The organism is Nitrospira japonica (assembly GCF_900169565.1).
Lineage (GTDB): Bacteria > Nitrospirota > Nitrospiria > Nitrospirales > Nitrospiraceae > Nitrospira_C > Nitrospira_C japonica_A.
The window spans coordinates 624,971-643,197 of sequence record NZ_LT828648.1 but is presented as its reverse complement, the minus strand read 5'-3'; the positions used below and the strand labels follow the sequence as shown (position 1 = coordinate 643,197).

Sequence of the window (18,227 nt, the reverse complement as noted above, 5' to 3'; positions counted from 1 at the left end):
CCAGATCCGGATCTTCCTCGAGGAATTCGGTGAGGGACAATGTGCTATGTGCGAATTCTGACATAGACTTATGACGCTTAGGCATAATGATTCCTTATGTACGAATGGGCCTACGGTGCGCCCCCTGCAAATGGACCTAGGGTAAATCTTAAAATAAAAACGGGCCACTGGGAAGCCCCCTAGACGCTTTAGATAGCTGTGGATACATTATTTTTCGTTTTTCTCCGCTTTTTTTAGCTTCCGGGGGGTCTGTTTCCCACACATGCCGACTATTGCCGATGCCGTAACGGAAGACGGACGGTTGCGGAATCGGCAAAAATGGGGATAAAACCTTACCGAATCCTTTGTCAATGGGATGACTCTCAGGGTATACCGGTCCCCCAACCTCGTTGAAAGACCGGCCGGCATGTGGTGGCGCCGTACAATCACTCATTACAGGAGGTGCATGGTCATGAAACAGCGAATGCTCACTGTGTTCGTGCTTGCGGTGATCGGATCGGCTTGGCTGCTTCTCACGGAAGCGGTCGCCGGTGAACCAAAATCACCGGCCGACGGGTATGACATTCATGTCATCGCTCCTCATGTGATGGCCAACGGAGAGCCCGGGGGACCATACCATCATTACTGCAAGCCGGTTTCCGACAAGGTCTTCCAATGCCTGCTTTTTGAGTCGACCGATCCCAAGGCCAAGTTGGTCGGCATCGAATATTTCGTTGCGAAGGACCTGACGAGAAAGCTTCCTGCAATTCAGTGGCATCGCTATTTCCATGACCATCGGGTGGAAATCGCGACGGGGCGCGTCAAGGTACTAGACATGCCAGACGATCAGGCCGCGAAGGTGGCTGAGGCCGCCATGGAAACGGACGGCGTCATCTATCATCTCTGGCAGCCGGGCTTGGAATTCCCTGATGGAACCGTGTCGTTTCCGCAGTCGGTCGGCCACAAGTTCCCGGGGCATTCAGACAAGTAACGGCGGCGTCGGGAGCCGGCAGACCGATCGTCGGTCGAGCCGGCTCCCGGCCGGTGAAGTGAACAGGGAAAGCTAATGGCCGGTTTTTTCTTCCACCGAGCCGGATTCGCCCGGCGGCTCCTCGTCACGATGGGCCTTGCGGGTGGCTTGGGCTGGACGACGCCGGCTATGGGTACGGATGAAGCGGTCCTCAAACCGCGAGTGCCGACCGATCAGATGGAGGAGGCGCGAGGGTGGAAAAATCCCTTCGAGGCCACGGAAGACAACATCGACAAGGGAAAGGCGTTGTTCCAGGGGAAGGCTTTCTGCGTCACCTGTCATGGCCGCGACGGCAAAGGCTTTGGCGATATCCCGGGGCTCGTCGGAAAGCTGCCGCGCAATTTCACCGACAAACTGTGGCAGGCTGCCAGGACCGACGGGGAGCTGTTGTGGATTCTCAAGCACGGCAGTCCCGGAACCGACATGGCTTCCTTCATTCCGCTGGTGCTCACGGAGGAAGAAGCCTGGCAGGTCCTGCTCTACGTCCGTTCATTCGGTCGATGACAGGGTAAGCAGGGCAAGAAGGGGACGCTGGCTCGTCCAGATCAGGGTCTTGTCTGGGCAATTCCACCGGCTATGATACAATCCACGTCACGGGTACAATGATTCAGCCCTGGGGGGGACCTTATGAAAGGCGCTCACGATCATACGCACGAGCATACGCATCCTCACACGCACGGGGCGTCCGGGAGCCATACCCATGCGCATCACCATCAGCATGCTCATGAGCACGGTCACGGTGAAAAGGGCGAGCACGATCATGACCACCAGGGCGACCACGGTTCCCACGATCATCGGCACGCCTGAGTTCCCCTGATCTGGCGAAGTCCCTGCCGTGGTGCACGTGCGTATACCAGTCAGGCTTCCGCCAGCCGCGTGTCCTCCATTTCGTGTGACCAGCCTGTCTCCGGCATCGCTCTAAGGAGCAGAGCCAGAGCGAAGCCCGCAATGACGGCCAAGACTACAAATCCAGTCTGATATCCCCATCCGTTGACGACATATCCCGCAGTGAGATGGCTGAACGCCGCTCCGATACCTTGTGCGGTGGCAATGGCGCCGAGGGCGAGGTTGTAGTTGCCCGATCCCTGGGTCAGATCGGCGACGACGGTGACCCATAACACGCCCAATACTCCCGCGCCAATTCCATCCAGCAATTGGACCACGACGATAAACCATGAATCATCGCTGAGCGTATACAGGAATCCACGGATCGGCAGGGCGGCGAAGCCGATACATAGAACCGGTTTGCGGCCCCAACGCTCCGCTAGAATTCCCGCTGCGGCGGCGACAGGAATCATGACGATCTGGGCGGCGATGATGCAGGCGGTCATGTACAGGGGCGCACCGGCTTCGTCATGGCGGGACAGCAGTTGCCCTGCCAAGGGCAACATTGCCGCATTGGCGAAATGGAAGAGGGTGGTACTGAGCGCAAAAATCAGCAGAATACGGTTATGGAGTAGTGCCCGGAATCCGGAGAAAAGCCCCGCTTGTCCGTCTCCTTGTTCCGGAGAGACATGGGGAACTGCTCCTCGCGCCAGGTCGTGGTCGATATCCTCCTCTCGTATGAACCAGACGGAAATGACGCTCGCGACGGCGATTCCCGAGACGAGGAAGAAAATCCACTGTAGACCGAGAAAATGCCCCGCCGCTCCGGCCAGCGCCGCCGCTCCGACATTGCCGGCGTGGTTGAAGGCCTCGTTGCGCCCCGTGCGGACGGCGAACCTCTTTGGGCCGACGAGCCCCAACGTAATCGCGGCCACCGCCGGAGGGAAGATGGCGGCAGCGACTCCATTGAGCGCCTGTACCGCGATGACGAAGTCGAATGTCGAGACACGGGTTAATGCCGCGCAGCCGGCGCCGACGAACAGCGCGGCTAGTGCAATCAAGAGCCGTTTCTGTTTGAGTGCGTCGATCAGCATACCGCAGGGAGTCTGGGCCAGCACGGACGAAATCCCCATGGCCGACATAGCGACACCGACGCTCGCCGGGTCCCATTGCTGCGCGGTGAGCAGGTAGATCGCAAGGTACGGTCCGACGCCGTCTCGCACGTCCGCGAGCAATACGTTCAGCGCGTCGAGGGCGCGGAGACTTTGTCTGCTGGGCGGCCGGATCTTCTCCGTCGGCATACGGCCCCTCTTCAGTCGATCCGTTTTAGGCGCGGGCCCGGACCATGACCGGGCTCGCCTTGTTAAGGACCGTCCGGTGCTATCGGCGAAGTTCGGCGGAGCCGGGCTGCGGGATGGGCGTCAGTGGGGATCCGGTCGCTCCCACGGCAGTCGCCTCGATGGCCAATCCGTAGTGGTTTTCGGTCCCGTATCCCACGGCGTCGATGGAATGCCCCGGTTGGAGCAGGCTCGCCGTCTGCTGGGTCGCGTGAGGTGGGATGTGGACGATGGCATGGTTATCCAACACGACGCCGTTGATCTCTCCGCGCGGCCCGTACAACAGGGTCTGCACGATACCATGCGTGTGTTTCTCGGCCAGGAACATGTCCTTCACGTGCGGGGGAAGAATGGGCCGGTCGAACGGACCCGGTTCATGTTCCGTGAGCGACCGGCCAGTCTTGGTATTGGTAATGACAGGGGAGGCGATGACCGGGCCGTCCGGGCTTCGGTACCCTTGGATCGTCACGGCATCATGGGGTTTGACGGTGGCCGCCAATTCCTTTGCCATGTGAGGAGGTACGTGAACTTGCAGGCCGTCCTCGAGCAGGAGGCCGTCGATGTCCCCATGATGATTCATCAGGTATTGGGCGATGGTCCCGCTCACGGTCGAACGTGATGGATCGGGAACCGCAGAAACAGCACCGGCCGGAGGAGCCGCCGGTTGCGCCGGCGCGTAACCGACCGGCAGACCGAACAGAACGATCCCCGTCCCGATGACGGAAATGTTGACCAAGCGTTGGACGTATCTCATGGTACCCTCCTTTGCGCTCTCTCGACTGCGCAATCGACCTCGATAATTTGGGCGTCTTCCCATGTCATCTGATAACGGTCATGAGCAATGGCCGAGCCACGAATGATCGTGACGGCGATCACGGTTCTGTCAGAGCTGCTGGGAACGAGAAACCGATGAATTCCGATCAGTTTGATGAGGACGCTACAGCCGTTGGGTCTTCGACGAGTGGGCAACCCGGGGGTGAGAGAACGGCGTGCAGGCGGGAAGGAATCCCCCGTGGCGGGGGAACCGTGCCCATGAACTCAGGTCTTGTGCTCGAGGCCATACTCATGAATCTTGTCGAAGAGTTGCCGCCGGCTGATGCCCAACAGACGGGCGGCGTGTGTGCGATTCCACGAGGTCTGTTCCAAGGCCTGTTGGATCACGCGCCGCTCGGTCTCCGCCAGAATGTCTTTCAGGAGCAGAGAGGGCCTTGCGTGAGAGTCCGATGCGGCGCCCTGGGGCGCCGGCTCCGTGACGCGGAGATCACCCGGCTGGATCGGCCGACCCCTCGTCAGGATGGCCGCTCGCGCCAGCACGTTCTGCAATTCGCGGACGTTGCCCGGCCATGATTGCTGACGGAGAATCTGCTGTGCATCCGGAGACAATGCCAGCTGCGGCCACCGATACTTGCCCGCGAGCTGGCCGATCAGATACTTCGCCAGCAGGATGATGTCCTCTCCCCGTGCCCGCAGCGGGGGCATCTCGATGGTCACGACGTTCAATCGATAGTAGAGATCTTCCCGGAAACGGCCCTCGGTAGTCATGGCGTGGAGGGGGCGATTCGTGGCCGCGATGATTCGGACGTCCGAGGTGAGGGTTTGATGGCCGCCCACGCGCTCGAATTGCCCGTGCTGGATCGCGCGCAGCAGTTTGGCCTGGAGGTCGAGATCCAGATCGCCGATCTCGTCGAGAAAGAGCGTCCCTCCGTTCGCCTGTTCGAACCGTCCGATCCGTCTCGCCACCGCGCCGGTAAAGGCCCCGCGCTCATGGCCGAAGAACTCGCTCTCCAGCAGGGTCGGACCGATGGCGGCGCAGTTCACCTTGACGAACGGCGCCTGTGCGCGCGACGAATTTCTCCGAAGAGCGTTGGCGACCAGTTCTTTCCCGGTTCCGCTCTCTCCAAGAATCAAGACAGGTTCCGTCGTCGCGGCGACCTTTCCGATGGTCTTGAAGACCTCCAGCATCTCGGGACTGTGCCCGATGAGTTCGTCATCCGGGAGGGCCGAGTCCCGGTCGTCGCTCGTCAGGGCCCGCACCTGAGCCACCAGCGCCGTTTGGGCAAGCGCGCGGCGTACGGTGTACAACACTTCGTCCAAGTCGAACGGCTTGGTAATATAGTCGTACGCTCCCAGTTTCATGGCTTCGATCGCTGCGCTGCTCCCGCCCAGCGCCGTCAGGACGATGACGGGGCGCTCGTCCAAGCGGTCCTGGGAATCCCGCAGCAAATCCAGACCGGATCCTCCGGGCATCTTGAGGTCCAGCAACACGAGGGCAATGGCCGGGTCGTCCAGCATACCGGCGGCCGCGACCCCGTTATCCGCCTCCATGACGCGATACCCTTCGGATTCCAAGAGGGTCCGGAGATTTCTTCGGATGACCGGATCGTCGTCGACGACGAGAATCGTGTCTGAAGCAAGAGGCGTCGGCATAGGGATTACCTTTCGCGAACCGGAAGGAGAATGCGGAACGTCGCGCCTGGTTCCTGTCGGGTCATGAGCTCGATGAGTCCCCCGTGTTGCGTGAGGATCTCGCGGCACAAGGCCAATCCCAATCCGGTCCCTTCCGGACGGGTCGTAAAAAACGGTTCGAAGAGGTGCTGACGATCCGATTGTGACACGCCGGAGCCGGTATCGGCGATCGTGACCTCGACCATGCCGGCCGGCTTGTCGTGGCGGGTGCGGCAGCGGAGCGTGCCTCCGCTCGGCATCGCCTGAAGCGCGTTGGTGGCAAGGTTCAGCAGCACCTGGCGCAGGGAACTCGGGGAGCCGGTGACCGGAGGCAGGGTTGGCGCAAGGTCGGATTCAAGGACGACATGCTGATCCTGAGCGTGAGCGTCCAACAACCGGAAGGTCTCGACCACCAAGTCGTTGACCTGCAGCGGCCGGCGTTCCGCATGTTCCGTTCTGGCGAAATGCAGAAGCCGCGTCAGGATCTCGTCCAGGCGTGCCGTGGCCTCGACGACCGCCTCCAGAGAGCCCGTCATCTTGGCCGGATCGCGCATCCGCTGCCAGAGTTGAACCGTCGAACGGATGCCGGCCAGGGGATTCCTGATTTCATGGGCCAATCCGGCGAGGAGCTTTCCAAGCGATGCGAGCTGTTCCGACCGGCGCAGCTCTTCTCGCAGTTGCTCTTGGGCCGTTCTCTGCCCCGCCAATGACCGGGTGAGCGTGAACGCGAGCGCCAGTGAACAGAGAAATCCGGCCAGCGCCAGACCGACCGATACCTGATAGCGGCGAAGCTGGCCTCCGAGCTGTTCGGGACCGGTCAGGCGAAGCATCGCCCAGGTCACCGCCGGCGCCGGACGAGCCGTGCCGACGGCCTGCGTCACCACCATGACCCGGCTGGGTCCCACGTCGCGGACACTGAACAGGGGGGTCTGCTCCGACAGGCTTTGCAGGGCTTGAACCCGTATCAGCGGCGTCTCCAGCGGCGGTGGATCCGTCCGGCGGACGTCTACGGGATGATGGCCGTCGGCGGTCGGAAATCCGTACCCGGCGAACCGGTCGGCGTCTCGGAGGTAAAAGCCGCCTTCCACGCCTGAAAACGTTGCGAGGACTCGATTGGTCACGGGCAGCAATGCCGCGTGCAGGTCGTCCAATTGTTGCGGACTCCGTGCCGGAGATTTTGGCAGGACGGATTCCGCGGCATCGGCCAGCAGGCGACTGACCGCTTGCAAGGAGGTCCGGGCTTGCAACTCATGTTGAGGGAGTGTCGTGGCCGCATAGGAATTGTACAGCAGCGTGCCGAGCGACCCCAGAAACAGGGCCATCGCCAACGCAGCCTGTATCCTTGTGCCCCATGCGGATGACATGTAGACGACCTCCTTCACAGTTTCGCCGGGTCTGAACCAAGAAACAAGACTCATGCCGTGAAAGGGCGGTCGCCCGAGGGTGGAAATTTCGCAAAGTCCCGACGCTCGAACGGTGTACAGTGTATCGGCAGGTCCCGATACACTGTAGCCGTGGCCGATATCGGTTTGACGCGGACGACGGTGACGACTATGGACATGGGGAGCGTGGTGAGGAGAGTTTTGTGAACGTACGCGCCGCATACGGCTGGACATTCATGGCGGGAGTCCTAGTCGCAAGCCTTGTCTTGGGCGGCGCTGCGGCGCGGCAGGCTTCCGATCGGGAACGAGACGGTCTGGTCGGGCTGGTTCATCGTGTCGTCAGTACGACGGGAGGGACGAGCGTCACCAACACATACAGCCGTGACGGAATCCTACTTGAGACGGTGACGCGCAACGCTCCGCCCGCCGATCAGCCGGACGTCGGCGAACGGATGGAAAGAGTGGTGTATGAATACGATGCCCAGGGCCGTCGCCAGCGCGATATGATCGACGAGGGGGACGGGTACCGATATCTTTCCCGGGTGTATGCCTACGATCAGGATGGAAAGGTTCTCGCGGAAGCTTCGTACAGCATGTGCGGTACGTTCTCGTCCCTGACGCTGTATACATACGACGACGCGGGACGGGTACAGGAGGATCTGTCTTATCGGCTTCGTTCCCTGTTCAAACGGACGCATGAATTCGATTCGCACGGCAGGATGACCCTCAGGCGAAACTACAAAAACAACGGCGCGATCTCCTCGACCGGGTATCGCTATGACGAGCACGGGCGGCTTGCGGAAGAGTCGGAACTCCGACCGGACGGGACCTTGGAACGCAAGGTGTCGTATCGATACGACTGGCAGGGCAACCAGATTCTTGAGGAGACGACGAACTTGGCGGACTCGTCATTGAACGGGACGCGTGCGTCGAGTTATGAATACGACGCACAGGGAAACTGGACCGCGCGGACGGTACAGCATCCCGTCGTCCCGCGCGGCGAGGAAACATCCGTCGAGATAACTCGCCGAACGATTACTTACTACGACCATCCTTCAAAATGACGGAATGGGTCCACGAGCCTGCCCGCCATTTTCAGGACAGAATGTGCGCGGATTCGATAAGAGCAGTCTCTCGGACTTGAGAGAAGACGCGGTCGATTAGTCTACGGCACGAGTTCTCGGTTTGACCGCATGAATAGTCTTGTACAGAGAGTCAACGGCGACCTCTTTGCTGAGAAAGGCCGCGGCACCGGCTTCCATGATCCTCTTCTCGATTTGTGGAGCATTATGAACGGTGCATGGCCGCACGCGCCCTCGTCTCGGGCCTCGTGACGCCGTGGGAACTCCTCTCCATCCATCGTGGAAATCGCGTGAGTCTCGAAGCCATGACGCCGGAGCTTCTCGATCTGAACCTGGAACGAGCCGTACCGAGCGTCGGGGTTCCGGTGTTCTTCTTCCTGGGACGGTATGATCGGCATGTCGACTCGGCCAGCGCTGCCCGGTATTTCGAAGTATTGCGTGCGCCCAAACACCTTATCTGGTTCGAGGATTCAGCCCATAATATCCCGTTCGAAGAAGCCGACGCGTTCAACGAAGCGGTCGTGGAGGCGTTGCAGTCACTCGGGATCGCACCTCAAAATCCGTGATCGGCTCGCACCGATTCATGCCGGACCACGTCACTCCCTAGGGACCATCCCAGTCCCGGCGGTTGGTTATTCCCGGCATAATTCTCCACAGCTTTACACCTGCTCCGCCCCAGATGGCCAGCGACGGATCGGCTGCAATTCTGATCATTGACGGTAATCACCAGGATCGAGTGCACTATGCCGGCCTTCTCAGGAACAGCTCGCCTGACTATGAAATCTTTCAAGCCGGAGACGGGAAATCCGGTCTCGAACGCTGCCAAGGGCGGCTTTTCGACTGTGTCGTGCTCGAACTCGACTTGCCGGACATGTCCGGATTCGAAGTCTTGCGCGAGTTGATTCCCTTGCGGGAATGTCCCGGCATCCCCGTCGTCGTCCTCACGCGACTCTCCAACGATGCCCTTCTTTCAGCCGCGGTTCTTTATGGTGCGCAAGCGTGTCTTCAGAAGCAGCAGGCTTCCGCCGACCTGCTCGATCAGGCCGTGACCAAGTCCATGAGCGCCGTCGGTCACTTCAGAAGACGGGGTGCAGTGCGTTCTTCGGCGTGACACGATGATGCGGGCGATGCATTTCGTAGAGGGCGGTGCTGCATTCGTCGGGAGTTAGGTATTCGTTACATCGGTCTAGTCTCCGGCATCGTCACGGCCATCGCCGCAGCTGCTCGGCCAGAGTCTTTGCCACGAGCTGCAAGTCAAAGGGCCACGCATAGCGCAACTCCACTCCCGGAAACCGCGGCCGCAAATGCTCGAGAATCTCGGGAATCTCGACCTCCGAGTGCGACCCGCCTGGCGTGAACATCGTCGTCAGCACGGTGATCTGCGTCGCACCCTTTCCGACCAGATCGTCCACGGCTTCCTCCAGCGTCGGCGCGCAGAATTCGTTATAGGCTATGGCGAACAACGCTCCGTCAAGCTGAGGGCTAAGAGCCTCGGCGACGGCTGTGAGACCGGATTGATAAGGATCCGACTCGGCCGTTCGCTGCCAGCGGCGAATTCTCTGGTCGAGGTCTATTTCTTCCTGCGACGGCGGAAGTTTTGCAGCTCGGCGTTGTCCCTCTAACCGTTTCAGCTTTGCCACCAATTCTTGTGGGCAGTCTTTTGGAATGCCACCATGACCGACCAATACGATGCCTTTCCTGCCTGTCTCCATGACTCCTCCTACACGTGATTGCGCAGCATTAATTCTTTGGGATGCGGGTTGAGATATATCTGATCCCTAATGTACGCGACGTCGAATTTCTGGACGTAGTGCTTCACGAGCGTGAGAGGCACAATTAACGGTGTCAGCCTTCGGTGGTAGTCGCCGATCACGCCTAACAGCTCCGCCTTGTCCCGATCGCCTAATCGGTCCTTCAAATGGCCCAGAATGTGCTGTAATACGTTCACGTGCTTGCGCATCGTCGCCTTTACGGCCAGGGCCTTCATAAACAGCTCGCCATACTTCAGGGCCAGATCCTTCGGGCGGTGGCGTTCCGCTTGACCGACCAGCCGACCGAGGGCCTGGTAGTGCTGCTGGCTATGGGAGAGGAGCAGATACTTGTGAGCCGTGTGGAACCGCACCACGGTCTGCCTCGTGACGACGTTCTGCAGCAGATCCTGAAACCGGCGGTAACAAAACACGCGCTCGATGAAGTTCTCCCTGAGCGGCGCATCGCAGAGCCGACCTTCTTCCTCAACAGGGATGAGTGGAAACCGTTCGATAAAGGCCCGCGCAAATATCCCGATGCCGGTTCGGCTCGGCATGCCCTGCTGGTTGAATATGCGGACCCGCTCGATCCCGCAGCTGGGCGAGTCTTTCTTAAATACGTAGCCGGACAGATCAGATTGCTCCAGCGCCTCGATCTTCCGCTCGGCGAACAGCGCAAGCGGCCTCGTCAGGTTCCGTCCGCTCTTGATTGTAGTGAGTTGCGGTTTTTTCGGATCACCGATCAGCCGCATGGCTTCCCGCGGCGTACTCAACCCGGCCTCCACCTCGGGGCAGACGGGAACCCATTCAACGTATTGCCCGAGCACGTCGGTCAGGAAACGGTCGCGCTTATGACCGCCGTCGTAGCGGACTTGCTCGCCGAGCAGACATCGGCTGATGCCGAGACGAAGCCGATTCACCGTCATCGCTTCACCTGCTGTTTGGCCAGATCCAAGTACTCCCTGCGCGCTTGTTGATGATCGATGATCGGCGAAGGGTAATCGCGCCCGATTCTGCATCGGGCGTGAACCTGCTCATCAGGACTCATGAGATGCGGCTCGTGGATCCACTTCGAAGCTGCTCCGTCCAGCTCCCGCACATATTCCCGAATGTAGGCACCGTCCGGATCGAATTTCTTGCTCTGCAGAGCGGGATTGAAAATCCGGTACCCGCGCATGGCGTCCGTCCCCGTCGACGCACACCACTGCCAATTGCCGTTGTTCGCCGCAACGTCGGCGTCAACCAGCCGCTGCATGAAATAGCGTTCGCCGCACTGCCAGTCCAGTCGCAAATCCTTGATCAGAAACGATGCGACGACCATGCGCACGCGATTGTGCATCCAGCCCGTCTCATTGAGTTGCCGCATGCCGGCATCCACGATGGGATAACCGGTCTGCCCGTCGCACCAGGCCTGAAAGAACCTGTCTCGTTCCGGGCCCGATTCACGTGCCGGCGGCACAGCAATGGCCCGGAAAGGGCCGCCCGCGACGCGCGGGAAGGCCGACAGCACTTGCTGAAAGAATTCGCGCCAAACCAGTTCATCAATCCAGGTGAGCACATCGGGACGGGAGACGCGACCGCCTGTTGCGAGACTGGCCAACGCCATATGGATGGCGGTGCGAGGCGACAATGTTCCAAAGCGGAAATGCGGTGAGAGTTTCGAACTGCCGTCGAGGGCTGGAAGATTCCGGCTGTTCACGTAGGCGTGAATCGGCTCCGCAACAAACCAGGCCAGCCTCTTTCGAGCGTGTTGTTCACCGGCCCTGATCCAGGGCGTCAGCGGTTCATATCCCAGCTCACGGGCTGCCGGGATCGGACGGGGAGCAGGGAGTGGTACCGCTTTCTCCACGCATAACCCTCTCGGAATCGGGAGGAGCGTCGGCTTCACCGCCTGCCACTTGGTCCACCAGCGCGCCCGATAGGCACTGTATCGTTGCATCGGCTCGCCGGTGATGCCGCAAACCTCGTCTGCCTCGAAGACAACGTGGTCCTTGAACGTGCGGACTTCTACTCCCTGTTCGGCAAGCTGGAGCTGAACCGCCCGGTCACGCAGGAGCGCGGCCGGTTCATAATCCCGATTCCAATAGACCACGTCGACCTTCCATTCACGCGCGGCAGTCACCACTTCTTCCACGGGCTCGCCGCGACGCCACTGGAGCGGGAGGCCTCGAGCGGCCAATGACGCAGCCAGATCCTCCAGGCAGCCGAGCATGAAATTCACGCAGACGGATCCGAAGGTCTTCGACCGCAGCAAAGGGTCGTCGAAGACAAAGAGTGGGATTACCTCGCTGCAGGCTTCGCAGGCGGCCGTCAGGGCCGGCTGATCCGACAGTCTGAGATCCCGTCTGAGCCACACGATGCCTCGCATCAGTGCGATCCTTCTGAAACGGACGGCCCGGTGGTCGGCATCCCCGGCTGATCGGTGAAGAGTCGCCGCCGCGAATACAGATAGATGATGAACAGTGCGGTGGTGACCATGAATCCGGATCGGACCGGGTGAAACCCGAAGGCGAGTTGGTTCAACGCCTCGCTCGCGAGGCCAAACCCCGCATAGGCCAGGCTGAGGCCCCAGGCCCAGGGGCGCAGCCACAAGAATCCGTACCCGATCAACAAGTGCACGGCAGGCGAGTGAAGTTTCGCCGGAAACGAGAGTGGACCGGTTACGATGGTTCCAAACAGTTTCAATGCATACGAAGGAAACATGACGATGATGACCAGGTCCACCGCCCCGACGATCAGGAACAACCCGCCCATCAATTTGATATCGACGCCGGTCGATTTGGCGCTCATCTCCGCCTCCTAACGCACCCAGGGTTTCGGAACCCCTTGCCACCAGGTTTTCGGATTGGCTGCCCGCCACTGCGCCTGCTCCTGCCAAAGTCGGTCCGATTCGGCATTGTCCAGTCGGATGGCCATGGCAGCGCTGACGTCCGACTGTTGACGCACGCTCGATTGAATCATCTCCTTGGCGATGCGGGCCAGCCCTCCCGGAGGATCGACCAGGTCTTCGGTGTCGCGATAGGCCAGATTCAGATACAGCTGCTCGACCGCCATCCACCGTTCTTCCCGTGAGAGATGCTCCAGGTAGGCATCGATCGCCTGATAGACATAAGTGAGATGGATATAGCTGGCTGCCGAAGGAGCCTCGTCGATCTCTCGCTGACAGGCTTCGAGCGCCCGCCGATAATCGCCGGCCGCCAGAAAGAGACTTGCCTTGCCCAGCGCGGGATGCATCGTCACCGACACGGTCCCTCCCGCCTCGCCGAAAGCGACATCTCTCTCCACCAGGACGACCGGCAGTGCGAACAAGCCGATGAGCAGAACACGAGAAATCACGAGGTACTCCTATCTGGCCGGATCGCCGTGGGATCCCGACGGACCCTTCGGAAGCTTGTCCCCCGCCACCCGCGAGATGGTAATCTCGCGGGCTCCGTCCTCACCCTTGACTCCCAGCTTCACGATCGTACCTGCGTCTCCCCGAATCATTCTGACCACCTGTTCGTACGTCTTTCCCGAGACCGCAGTTCCGTCTACACTCACGATTTCATCGCCATGTCTCAGTCCCGCTTGCTGAGCCGGTCCCTCCGGATGGACCATCCCGACATAGAGGACGGCCGGATCACCGATACGCTCGGCTCCGACCTGCAGAGACACGCCGATCACGCCGCCCGGTAGCTTCGCCTCATCTCCATGGGCATAGGGAGCTTGGCTCATGGGCTGGTCGGCAGCCCAGACTGCGGCGGTCAACAAAAGACTCATCGTTACACCTGTCGCACCGGAGATAGGGTTGATCCTCATGGGTATACCTCCTTTGTGAACTGTCATCGACTTGCCAATCCGAGTAAACCGAGCCCCAGGAGCAGCACGAGCGAGTTCAGATAGACCGACCGTCGATGCAGTCGATTCCACGTCTGCTGGAGGACGGGATCCACCGCCCCTCGTGACTCCTGCGCCTTCAAGCGATCCCTCAGGGCATTGCTCTGAGGGGTAAGCGGAGCGCGGCAATAGGTTTCGGCGGCAATTACTGCGAGCCACAGCCCGGCGGCCAGATGATGCAGCGCGTCTGTCTCTCCTGCGATTCCCCGCATGATGACCAACACGAGACCGGCACCAGCCGCTCCAATTCCCAACGCATAGTAAGCGGGAAACAGCTGACGGACTACCTTGCCGAATGCCTCAGCTTCAAGATTCTTCGCAAGGACGGGAGCCACCACGAAGGACAGAAGGATAACCTTGCCGACCAGAACAGCCACTGCCAACATCGACAGATATTCCATCAACGGTACCATGTCAGTGACTTCCTTGATCCTTGGTGAAGATCGCCTGCAGGGCCGGCTCCAGTGTGGGGTACTGAAAGACATAGCCGTCCGACAGCGCCTTCGCCGGATAGATTCGTTGTCCGGTTGTCATGAGCGTTCCCAGCTCTCCCAGCAGGATCTTCAGCATCAGGCCCGGCACGGGGAGCCAGGACGGCCGACGGAGCACACGCCCGAGAAGGTTGCAGAACTGGGCCACCGTCACGGCCCCCGGCGCCACGGCATTGAGGGGACCGGACAAGCCTGGCGTGGCGAGCGCCCACTGAATCATTCCAATGTGGTCACGCCGGTGGATCCAGGAAATCCACTGCGTGCCGGGCTTGATCGGACCGCCCATGAATAATCTGAACGGCAGGAGCATCTTCGGCAGCGCGCCGCCGTTCTGCTCAAGCACCATCCCCGTCCTCAAGAGAACGACCCGTGTCTCGAATGCCATGGCCCGGAGCGCCTCTCCCTCCCATGCGAGGCATAGGTCGGCTAGGAACCCACGACCGCGTGGCGCACTCTCATTCAGCACTCGATCGTCACTGGCGCCGTAATAGCCGATGCCGGAGGCGCTGATCAGGGTCCCGGGCTTCGACGACCGGCGGGACATGGCCTCGACCAAGAGACGGGTCGTGAGCACGCGACTGTCCTTCAAGAGTGTCTTCCTGGCGTCCGTCCAGCGGGCATCGGCGATCGGCGCGCCAGCGAGGTTAATGACGGCATCGGCCCCCTCAAGACTGTGTTCCCAGGATCCCGCGTCTCGTCCGGTCCACTCAACTGCCGTCACAAGGGGTCCGAGCAGTTGTGCTGCCGATCGGGCATTTCTCGTGAGGACGGTGACATGGTGGCCATCCTGTACCAACGAGAGGCACAAGGCCTGACCAATGAACCCCGTTCCTCCATTCAGGACAATGCGCATGGCACTTTCTCCTTACAGCTCGACCGAGTGCTGTGCGTCAGCTCCCATCACCTTCTTCACTGCCCTTTCCATTTTTCCCACTCGAACCGTCCCGAGTATCTTCATCGATACGCTGGGCGTACGTGCGTTGCTTCGTCCCGTACAGGAGATTCGGCGTCGGTTTGACCCGGTTTTGAAGAATGACGGCATCAACCACTTCTCCACAGCTCGTGCAACGCCACGCGGTCATGCCGATCTGACCCGTATCGTCCTGCAGATCTATGTAGTGTTCCACGACCATCAGCCCTCCGCACCGCGCGCAGTGATCGTCGACGTGCGAAGTGGAAACTGAAGTCCGGTCTGATCTCCCATTTGATTCCATGGGACCCTCGAAAACCGGAACGTTCAGTCACCGGAGACGTCCCATCTGACACGGAATCCGCTCAATTCATTTGACTGGTGCATGACGACAGTATTTCTCAATGGCTGCTGTTGTGAAGTCGCGGCGCTACCCCAGCAGGAAGAGTAAGCCGGTCTCCGGATTCCTATACAGATTGTGCAATGCTTTCACGTTCCTCTGGCCGGTTACCTTTTCAGCGCGTCTCCTTCGAGACTACGGACACAGCGAAAACCGGTGCCATGCGTCTGCAGCGCGAACCCGCCCCGCCCGCGCGCCGAGGTTGTAATGTCGGCCAACGGGCTGTGCCAGGACCCGCCACGAATCGCCCGGACCACTCCCTTCTTGTCAGGACCCTGAGGATTCTTAGTCGGAGCATGCCGATAGTAGTCCGGGTCGTACCAATCGGAGACCCATTCCCTGGCGTTGCCGGCCAGATCCTTCACCCCGTAGGGCGAATCTCCCTCAGGAAGTGACCCGACCGGATGTAACGTTCTTTCATCAGCCCACTCCCGGTCGAAGTTCGCGCGTTTTGAAGTCGGAGGTTCATCGCCCCAGGGAAACCGGCGGCCGTCGGTCCCACGAGCAGCCTTCTCCCATTCCGCCTCAGTCGGCAGCCGTTTCTTTGCCCAACCACAATAGGCCTTGGCGTCGTACCAGGTTGTCTGCACAACGGGCAGTTCCCCGATTCCCTGGATGGACGTTAATGGGCCTGTACCGTAGGGATTCGGCGGATCTCGGTGGCCCGTCGCCACGACGAATGCTCTATATCGTTCATTCGTCACCTCGACTTGATCGATCGCGAAGGCGTCGAGGTACACGGATCGCTGCGGCCACTCATCGGCCCGTCCTGTCCCCTCCGGGTTACCCATCAGAAATTGTCCGGCTGGAATCGAGATCATGGGGACCGGATCAAGCTCTTGCGGAGTTGCCGGCAACTCCGCCATCACCAGCCACGGCGCACCGGTGCAGACCGTGACGACGATCGCCGCCATGCTGCTCCAGCGAGCGTTTGTCCTCCTCAAACCTCCGGTCATTTCTTCTGCTCCTTACTCCCTTCGATAGCTTGGGATGCATGGACTCTAATTTGAGCGACCAGACGATCCACCTCACTCTTATCCCCCCGCTCGGCCGCCTCGTGGGCCTTCGTCACGAGGGTTCGTGCGTCATGCAGATGCTGCTCAATATTTGCCTGTAGAGTAGGGGAGGCGACTGTTCCCCCTAACGCGGCGCCGTGATACACCTCCCAAGCATGGTCTACTGTATGCTCGGCCTTATGGACGTCCCTCGCTTGCTCCGCATGCGAATGTTCGGCCGGATCTATGGGTTCGGCCAGTAAAGGAGGAACGTTCGAGAGCCCGCTCGCTGCGAAGCACAGGAGAAAAGCTGCCGAAAGCTTCATCGGTGCGCCTCCGATACGATCATAAAAACGCACGCATGAGTTACTGAGCACCACTCATCCTTTCCCCAGTTCTAATCAGCGGCTCTCTTATTTCTTCGTCATGCTCCTTTTGATCAGATCACGGGTCGCCAGGTATTCCTTGTGGCCTGGGTCGGCGGCGAGCGCCCGTTCAATGGAGGTCATGGCCTCTGCATGCTTTTCAGCACCCATCGCCACGAGGGCCGCAATGAACGCATCGCGCCCCGCTTGCACGGCTTCGTCCGAGATCGCCGGGGCAGCCTTCGCGCAACGGAACCCGAGTCCGACGCCGTAGGAGTTGTTGTCCGGCTGATTCCAGAACCGATGGCTCGTGTGGAGCGAAGTCTCCGGCGCCAGCCAGGAACCGCCGCGCAGCACTTTCACAGGCCCCTGATTGGCAAAGTTGTAGCCCTTCTCAGCCCCTTTGGGGTTCAGCGCGATGCTCTCCTTGTAGTGCTTTGGGTCGTACCAATCTTCGACCCATTCGAAGACGTTCCCCGCCATGTTATAGACGCCGAATCCGCTCACCCCTTCCGGATAGGAGTCCACCGGCATTGTGCGCCCGACATTCTGTCCATAGTTGGCCTTTTGGGGATCCAGTTTGTGCCCCCAGGGGTAATGATTGTCGCCCTCCGGGCCTTTGGCCGCTCGCTCCCATTCCGCTTCTGTCGGAAGCCGCCTGCCTTCCCATTTGCAGAATGCATTGGCATCGGTCCAGCTCACTCCCACGACAGGCTGATTGGGTTTGCTGAGTCGAGGATCGTCCCAATAGGCGGGTGCCGGATGACCGGTCGCACTCATGAACTCCTTGTATCGAGCATTCGAGACTTCGTACTTGTCGATCAGGTATGCATCGAGCACAACTTGGTGCTTTGTTTCGTCTGAATGTTCGTTGCTCCCCATGGTGAACTCCCCCTTCGGGATGGGGACCATATCCTTGTCACGGCTCGGTTGGTCTCCTGCCGACGCCATGGACAGAGACCCGGCCGCTAAGGCAACTCCTAATCCAACCTGAAGAACGGTGTGACTCCGCATTGAAAACCTCCTTGTTTTGAAAGGACCAGGCATCCCTGGTTGGTCTGGCACGTCATGCTCACGCTGACATCCGTCTGGCGATTGATCGGCCAGACGGCTCGGAGTTCTTCACCATCATCGCCACCTGCCTGAGCCGGTTACGAAGGATGACGGAATCCACGACTTCTCCACACTGGACACAGCGCAGCATTTCGATTTCCAGCTCGCCAGCGTGATTCAACAAATCGGTTAAGAAGTGGTTCACCATCAGTCCGCCGCAGCGAGCGCAGGGCGAGCTATAGTGAAGCGCCCGAGAGCTGGTCCGGCCGGAATCCGTGTCCGATTCAATACCCACCGCCGATGCTCCGT

The 18,227-nt window shown here is 60.2% G+C and carries 21 protein-coding genes; 6 read left to right on the top strand and 15 right to left on the bottom strand.

The features are described 5' to 3' along the window. Window positions 1–451: 451 nt before the first annotated feature. Entirely contained in the window at window positions 452–970 is a 519-nt protein-coding gene (locus NSJP_RS03160) for a DUF1264 domain-containing protein (RefSeq protein ID WP_231989474.1), read from the top strand. Between the two features lie 75 nt (window positions 971–1,045). Continuing rightward, window positions 1,046–1,513, top strand: coding sequence for a c-type cytochrome (locus tag NSJP_RS03155; protein WP_231989473.1), 468 nt, complete (start codon window positions 1,046–1,048; stop codon window positions 1,511–1,513). 353 nt (window positions 1,514–1,866) lie between these two features. Here the strand turns inward: NSJP_RS03155 and NSJP_RS03145 are convergent, their stop codons facing one another. The 4 genes from NSJP_RS03145 to NSJP_RS03130 form a co-directional block, all read right to left on the bottom strand. After that, on the bottom strand, window positions 1,867–3,135 hold the full coding sequence (locus NSJP_RS03145) for an MFS transporter (RefSeq protein ID WP_080885481.1): 1,269 nt from the start codon (window positions 3,133–3,135) through the stop codon (window positions 1,867–1,869). Window positions 3,136–3,214: 79 nt separating this feature from the next. Next, entirely contained in the window at window positions 3,215–3,925 is a 711-nt protein-coding gene (locus NSJP_RS03140; RefSeq protein ID WP_080885480.1) for a hypothetical protein, read from the bottom strand. A gap of 284 nt (window positions 3,926–4,209) precedes the next feature. Next, window positions 4,210–5,598 (bottom strand): sigma-54-dependent transcriptional regulator, encoded by a 1,389-nt coding sequence (locus NSJP_RS03135; RefSeq protein WP_080885479.1) that lies wholly within the window; start codon window positions 5,596–5,598, stop codon window positions 4,210–4,212. A 5-nt stretch (window positions 5,599–5,603) separates the two neighbouring features. Further along, the gene (locus NSJP_RS03130) at window positions 5,604–6,980 is read right to left on the bottom strand and encodes a two-component system sensor histidine kinase NtrB (protein WP_172834121.1); all 1,377 of its coding nucleotides are present in this window, start codon (window positions 6,978–6,980) and stop codon (window positions 5,604–5,606) included. Window positions 6,981–7,201: 221 nt separating this feature from the next. On the opposite strand from NSJP_RS03130, the gene NSJP_RS03125 reads away from it, so the two are divergent. From NSJP_RS03125 to NSJP_RS03115, 3 genes are all read left to right on the top strand, one after another. Beyond that, window positions 7,202–8,062, top strand: coding sequence for a hypothetical protein (locus NSJP_RS03125; protein WP_155969825.1), 861 nt, complete (start codon window positions 7,202–7,204; stop codon window positions 8,060–8,062). Between the two features lie 236 nt (window positions 8,063–8,298). Continuing rightward, entirely contained in the window at window positions 8,299–8,646 is a 348-nt protein-coding gene (locus NSJP_RS03120) for an alpha/beta fold hydrolase (protein WP_080885476.1), read from the top strand. A 113-nt stretch (window positions 8,647–8,759) separates the two neighbouring features. After that, window positions 8,760–9,191, top strand: a complete 432-nt coding sequence (locus tag NSJP_RS03115; protein ID WP_080885475.1) for a response regulator — start codon at window positions 8,760–8,762, stop codon at window positions 9,189–9,191. A gap of 91 nt (window positions 9,192–9,282) precedes the next feature. Here the strand turns inward: NSJP_RS03115 and NSJP_RS03110 are convergent, their stop codons facing one another. The 8 genes from NSJP_RS03110 to NSJP_RS03075 are packed head-to-tail and all read right to left on the bottom strand — an operon-like array spanning window position 9,283 to window position 15,048. Continuing rightward, the gene (locus NSJP_RS03110) at window positions 9,283–9,792 is read right to left on the bottom strand and encodes a sirohydrochlorin chelatase (RefSeq protein WP_080885474.1); all 510 of its coding nucleotides are present in this window, start codon (window positions 9,790–9,792) and stop codon (window positions 9,283–9,285) included. Between the two features lie 8 nt (window positions 9,793–9,800). Further along, window positions 9,801–10,754 (bottom strand): YbgA family protein, encoded by a 954-nt coding sequence (locus NSJP_RS03105; protein WP_080885473.1) that lies wholly within the window; start codon window positions 10,752–10,754, stop codon window positions 9,801–9,803. Continuing rightward, entirely contained in the window at window positions 10,751–12,196 is a 1,446-nt protein-coding gene (locus tag NSJP_RS03100; protein WP_080885472.1) for a cryptochrome/photolyase family protein, read from the bottom strand. The genes NSJP_RS03105 and NSJP_RS03100 overlap by 4 nt, the downstream gene beginning before the upstream one ends. Beyond that, window positions 12,196–12,618 carry a hypothetical protein gene (locus NSJP_RS03095; protein ID WP_080885471.1) on the bottom strand — a complete coding sequence of 141 codons (423 nt, stop codon included), beginning with the start codon at window positions 12,616–12,618 and terminating at the stop codon, window positions 12,196–12,198. Before NSJP_RS03095 ends, NSJP_RS03100 begins: the two co-directional genes overlap by 1 nt. A 9-nt stretch (window positions 12,619–12,627) precedes the next feature. Then, on the bottom strand, window positions 12,628–13,164 hold the full coding sequence (locus NSJP_RS03090) for a hypothetical protein (protein ID WP_080885470.1): 537 nt from the start codon (window positions 13,162–13,164) through the stop codon (window positions 12,628–12,630). A gap of 9 nt (window positions 13,165–13,173) precedes the next feature. After that, complete coding sequence (locus NSJP_RS03085) at window positions 13,174–13,626, bottom strand: PDZ domain-containing protein (RefSeq protein ID WP_172834120.1); 453 nt, start codon at window positions 13,624–13,626, stop codon at window positions 13,174–13,176. 23 nt (window positions 13,627–13,649) lie between these two features. Then, on the bottom strand, window positions 13,650–14,117 hold the full coding sequence (locus tag NSJP_RS03080) for a DUF4149 domain-containing protein (protein ID WP_172834119.1): 468 nt from the start codon (window positions 14,115–14,117) through the stop codon (window positions 13,650–13,652). A 1-nt stretch (window position 14,118) separates the two neighbouring features. Continuing rightward, window positions 14,119–15,048, bottom strand: coding sequence for a TIGR01777 family oxidoreductase (locus NSJP_RS03075; protein ID WP_080885467.1), 930 nt, complete (start codon window positions 15,046–15,048; stop codon window positions 14,119–14,121). Here NSJP_RS03075 and NSJP_RS19115 point away from each other — a divergent pair. Further along, window positions 15,047–15,379: a hypothetical protein gene (locus NSJP_RS19115; protein WP_155969824.1), complete on the top strand. Its 333-nt coding sequence runs from the start codon at window positions 15,047–15,049 to the stop codon at window positions 15,377–15,379. The two genes, NSJP_RS03075 and NSJP_RS19115, sit on opposite strands and share 2 nt — an antisense overlap. A 233-nt stretch (window positions 15,380–15,612) precedes the next feature. Here the strand turns inward: NSJP_RS19115 and NSJP_RS03065 are convergent, their stop codons facing one another. From NSJP_RS03065 to NSJP_RS03055, 3 genes are all read right to left on the bottom strand, one after another. Further along, window positions 15,613–16,419 carry a formylglycine-generating enzyme family protein gene (locus tag NSJP_RS03065; protein ID WP_080885465.1) on the bottom strand — a complete coding sequence of 269 codons (807 nt, stop codon included), beginning with the start codon at window positions 16,417–16,419 and terminating at the stop codon, window positions 15,613–15,615. Between the two features lie 38 nt (window positions 16,420–16,457). Then, window positions 16,458–16,826, bottom strand: coding sequence for a hypothetical protein (locus NSJP_RS03060; protein WP_080885464.1), 369 nt, complete (start codon window positions 16,824–16,826; stop codon window positions 16,458–16,460). 87 nt (window positions 16,827–16,913) lie between these two features. Beyond that, complete coding sequence (locus NSJP_RS03055) at window positions 16,914–17,879, bottom strand: formylglycine-generating enzyme family protein (protein ID WP_080885463.1); 966 nt, start codon at window positions 17,877–17,879, stop codon at window positions 16,914–16,916. Between the last annotated feature and the right edge of the window lie 348 nt (window positions 17,880–18,227).

Bases quoted from the DNA above. Each gene is read 5' to 3' on its own strand.
- NSJP_RS03065 (WP_080885465.1), bottom strand. From the start codon at position 16,419: ATGGCGGCGATCGTCGTCACGGTCTGCACCGGTGCGCCGTGGCTGGTG.
- NSJP_RS03080 (WP_172834119.1), bottom strand. From the start codon at position 14,117: ATGGTACCGTTGATGGAATATCTGTCGATGTTGGCAGTGGCTGTTCTG.
- NSJP_RS03140 (WP_080885480.1), bottom strand. From the start codon at position 3,925: ATGAGATACGTCCAACGCTTGGTCAACATTTCCGTCATCGGGACGGGG.
- NSJP_RS03105 (WP_080885473.1), bottom strand. From the start codon at position 10,754: ATGACGGTGAATCGGCTTCGTCTCGGCATCAGCCGATGTCTGCTCGGC.
- NSJP_RS03095 (WP_080885471.1), bottom strand. From the start codon at position 12,618: ATGAGCGCCAAATCGACCGGCGTCGATATCAAATTGATGGGCGGGTTG.
- NSJP_RS03060 (WP_080885464.1), bottom strand. From the start codon at position 16,826: ATGAAGCTTTCGGCAGCTTTTCTCCTGTGCTTCGCAGCGAGCGGGCTC.
- NSJP_RS03145 (WP_080885481.1), bottom strand. From the start codon at position 3,135: ATGCCGACGGAGAAGATCCGGCCGCCCAGCAGACAAAGTCTCCGCGCC.
- NSJP_RS03120 (WP_080885476.1), top strand. From the start codon at position 8,299: ATGGCCGCACGCGCCCTCGTCTCGGGCCTCGTGACGCCGTGGGAACTC.
- NSJP_RS03155 (WP_231989473.1), top strand. From the start codon at position 1,046: ATGGCCGGTTTTTTCTTCCACCGAGCCGGATTCGCCCGGCGGCTCCTC.
- NSJP_RS03135 (WP_080885479.1), bottom strand. From the start codon at position 5,598: ATGCCGACGCCTCTTGCTTCAGACACGATTCTCGTCGTCGACGACGAT.
- NSJP_RS03160 (WP_231989474.1), top strand. From the start codon at position 452: ATGAAACAGCGAATGCTCACTGTGTTCGTGCTTGCGGTGATCGGATCG.
- NSJP_RS03130 (WP_172834121.1), bottom strand. From the start codon at position 6,980: ATGTCATCCGCATGGGGCACAAGGATACAGGCTGCGTTGGCGATGGCC.
- NSJP_RS03055 (WP_080885463.1), bottom strand. From the start codon at position 17,879: ATGCGGAGTCACACCGTTCTTCAGGTTGGATTAGGAGTTGCCTTAGCG.
- NSJP_RS19115 (WP_155969824.1), top strand. From the start codon at position 15,047: ATGGCACTTTCTCCTTACAGCTCGACCGAGTGCTGTGCGTCAGCTCCC.
- NSJP_RS03115 (WP_080885475.1), top strand. From the start codon at position 8,760: ATGGCCAGCGACGGATCGGCTGCAATTCTGATCATTGACGGTAATCAC.
- NSJP_RS03085 (WP_172834120.1), bottom strand. From the start codon at position 13,626: ATGAGGATCAACCCTATCTCCGGTGCGACAGGTGTAACGATGAGTCTT.
- NSJP_RS03075 (WP_080885467.1), bottom strand. From the start codon at position 15,048: ATGCGCATTGTCCTGAATGGAGGAACGGGGTTCATTGGTCAGGCCTTG.
- NSJP_RS03100 (WP_080885472.1), bottom strand. From the start codon at position 12,196: ATGCGAGGCATCGTGTGGCTCAGACGGGATCTCAGACTGTCGGATCAG.
- NSJP_RS03110 (WP_080885474.1), bottom strand. From the start codon at position 9,792: ATGGAGACAGGCAGGAAAGGCATCGTATTGGTCGGTCATGGTGGCATT.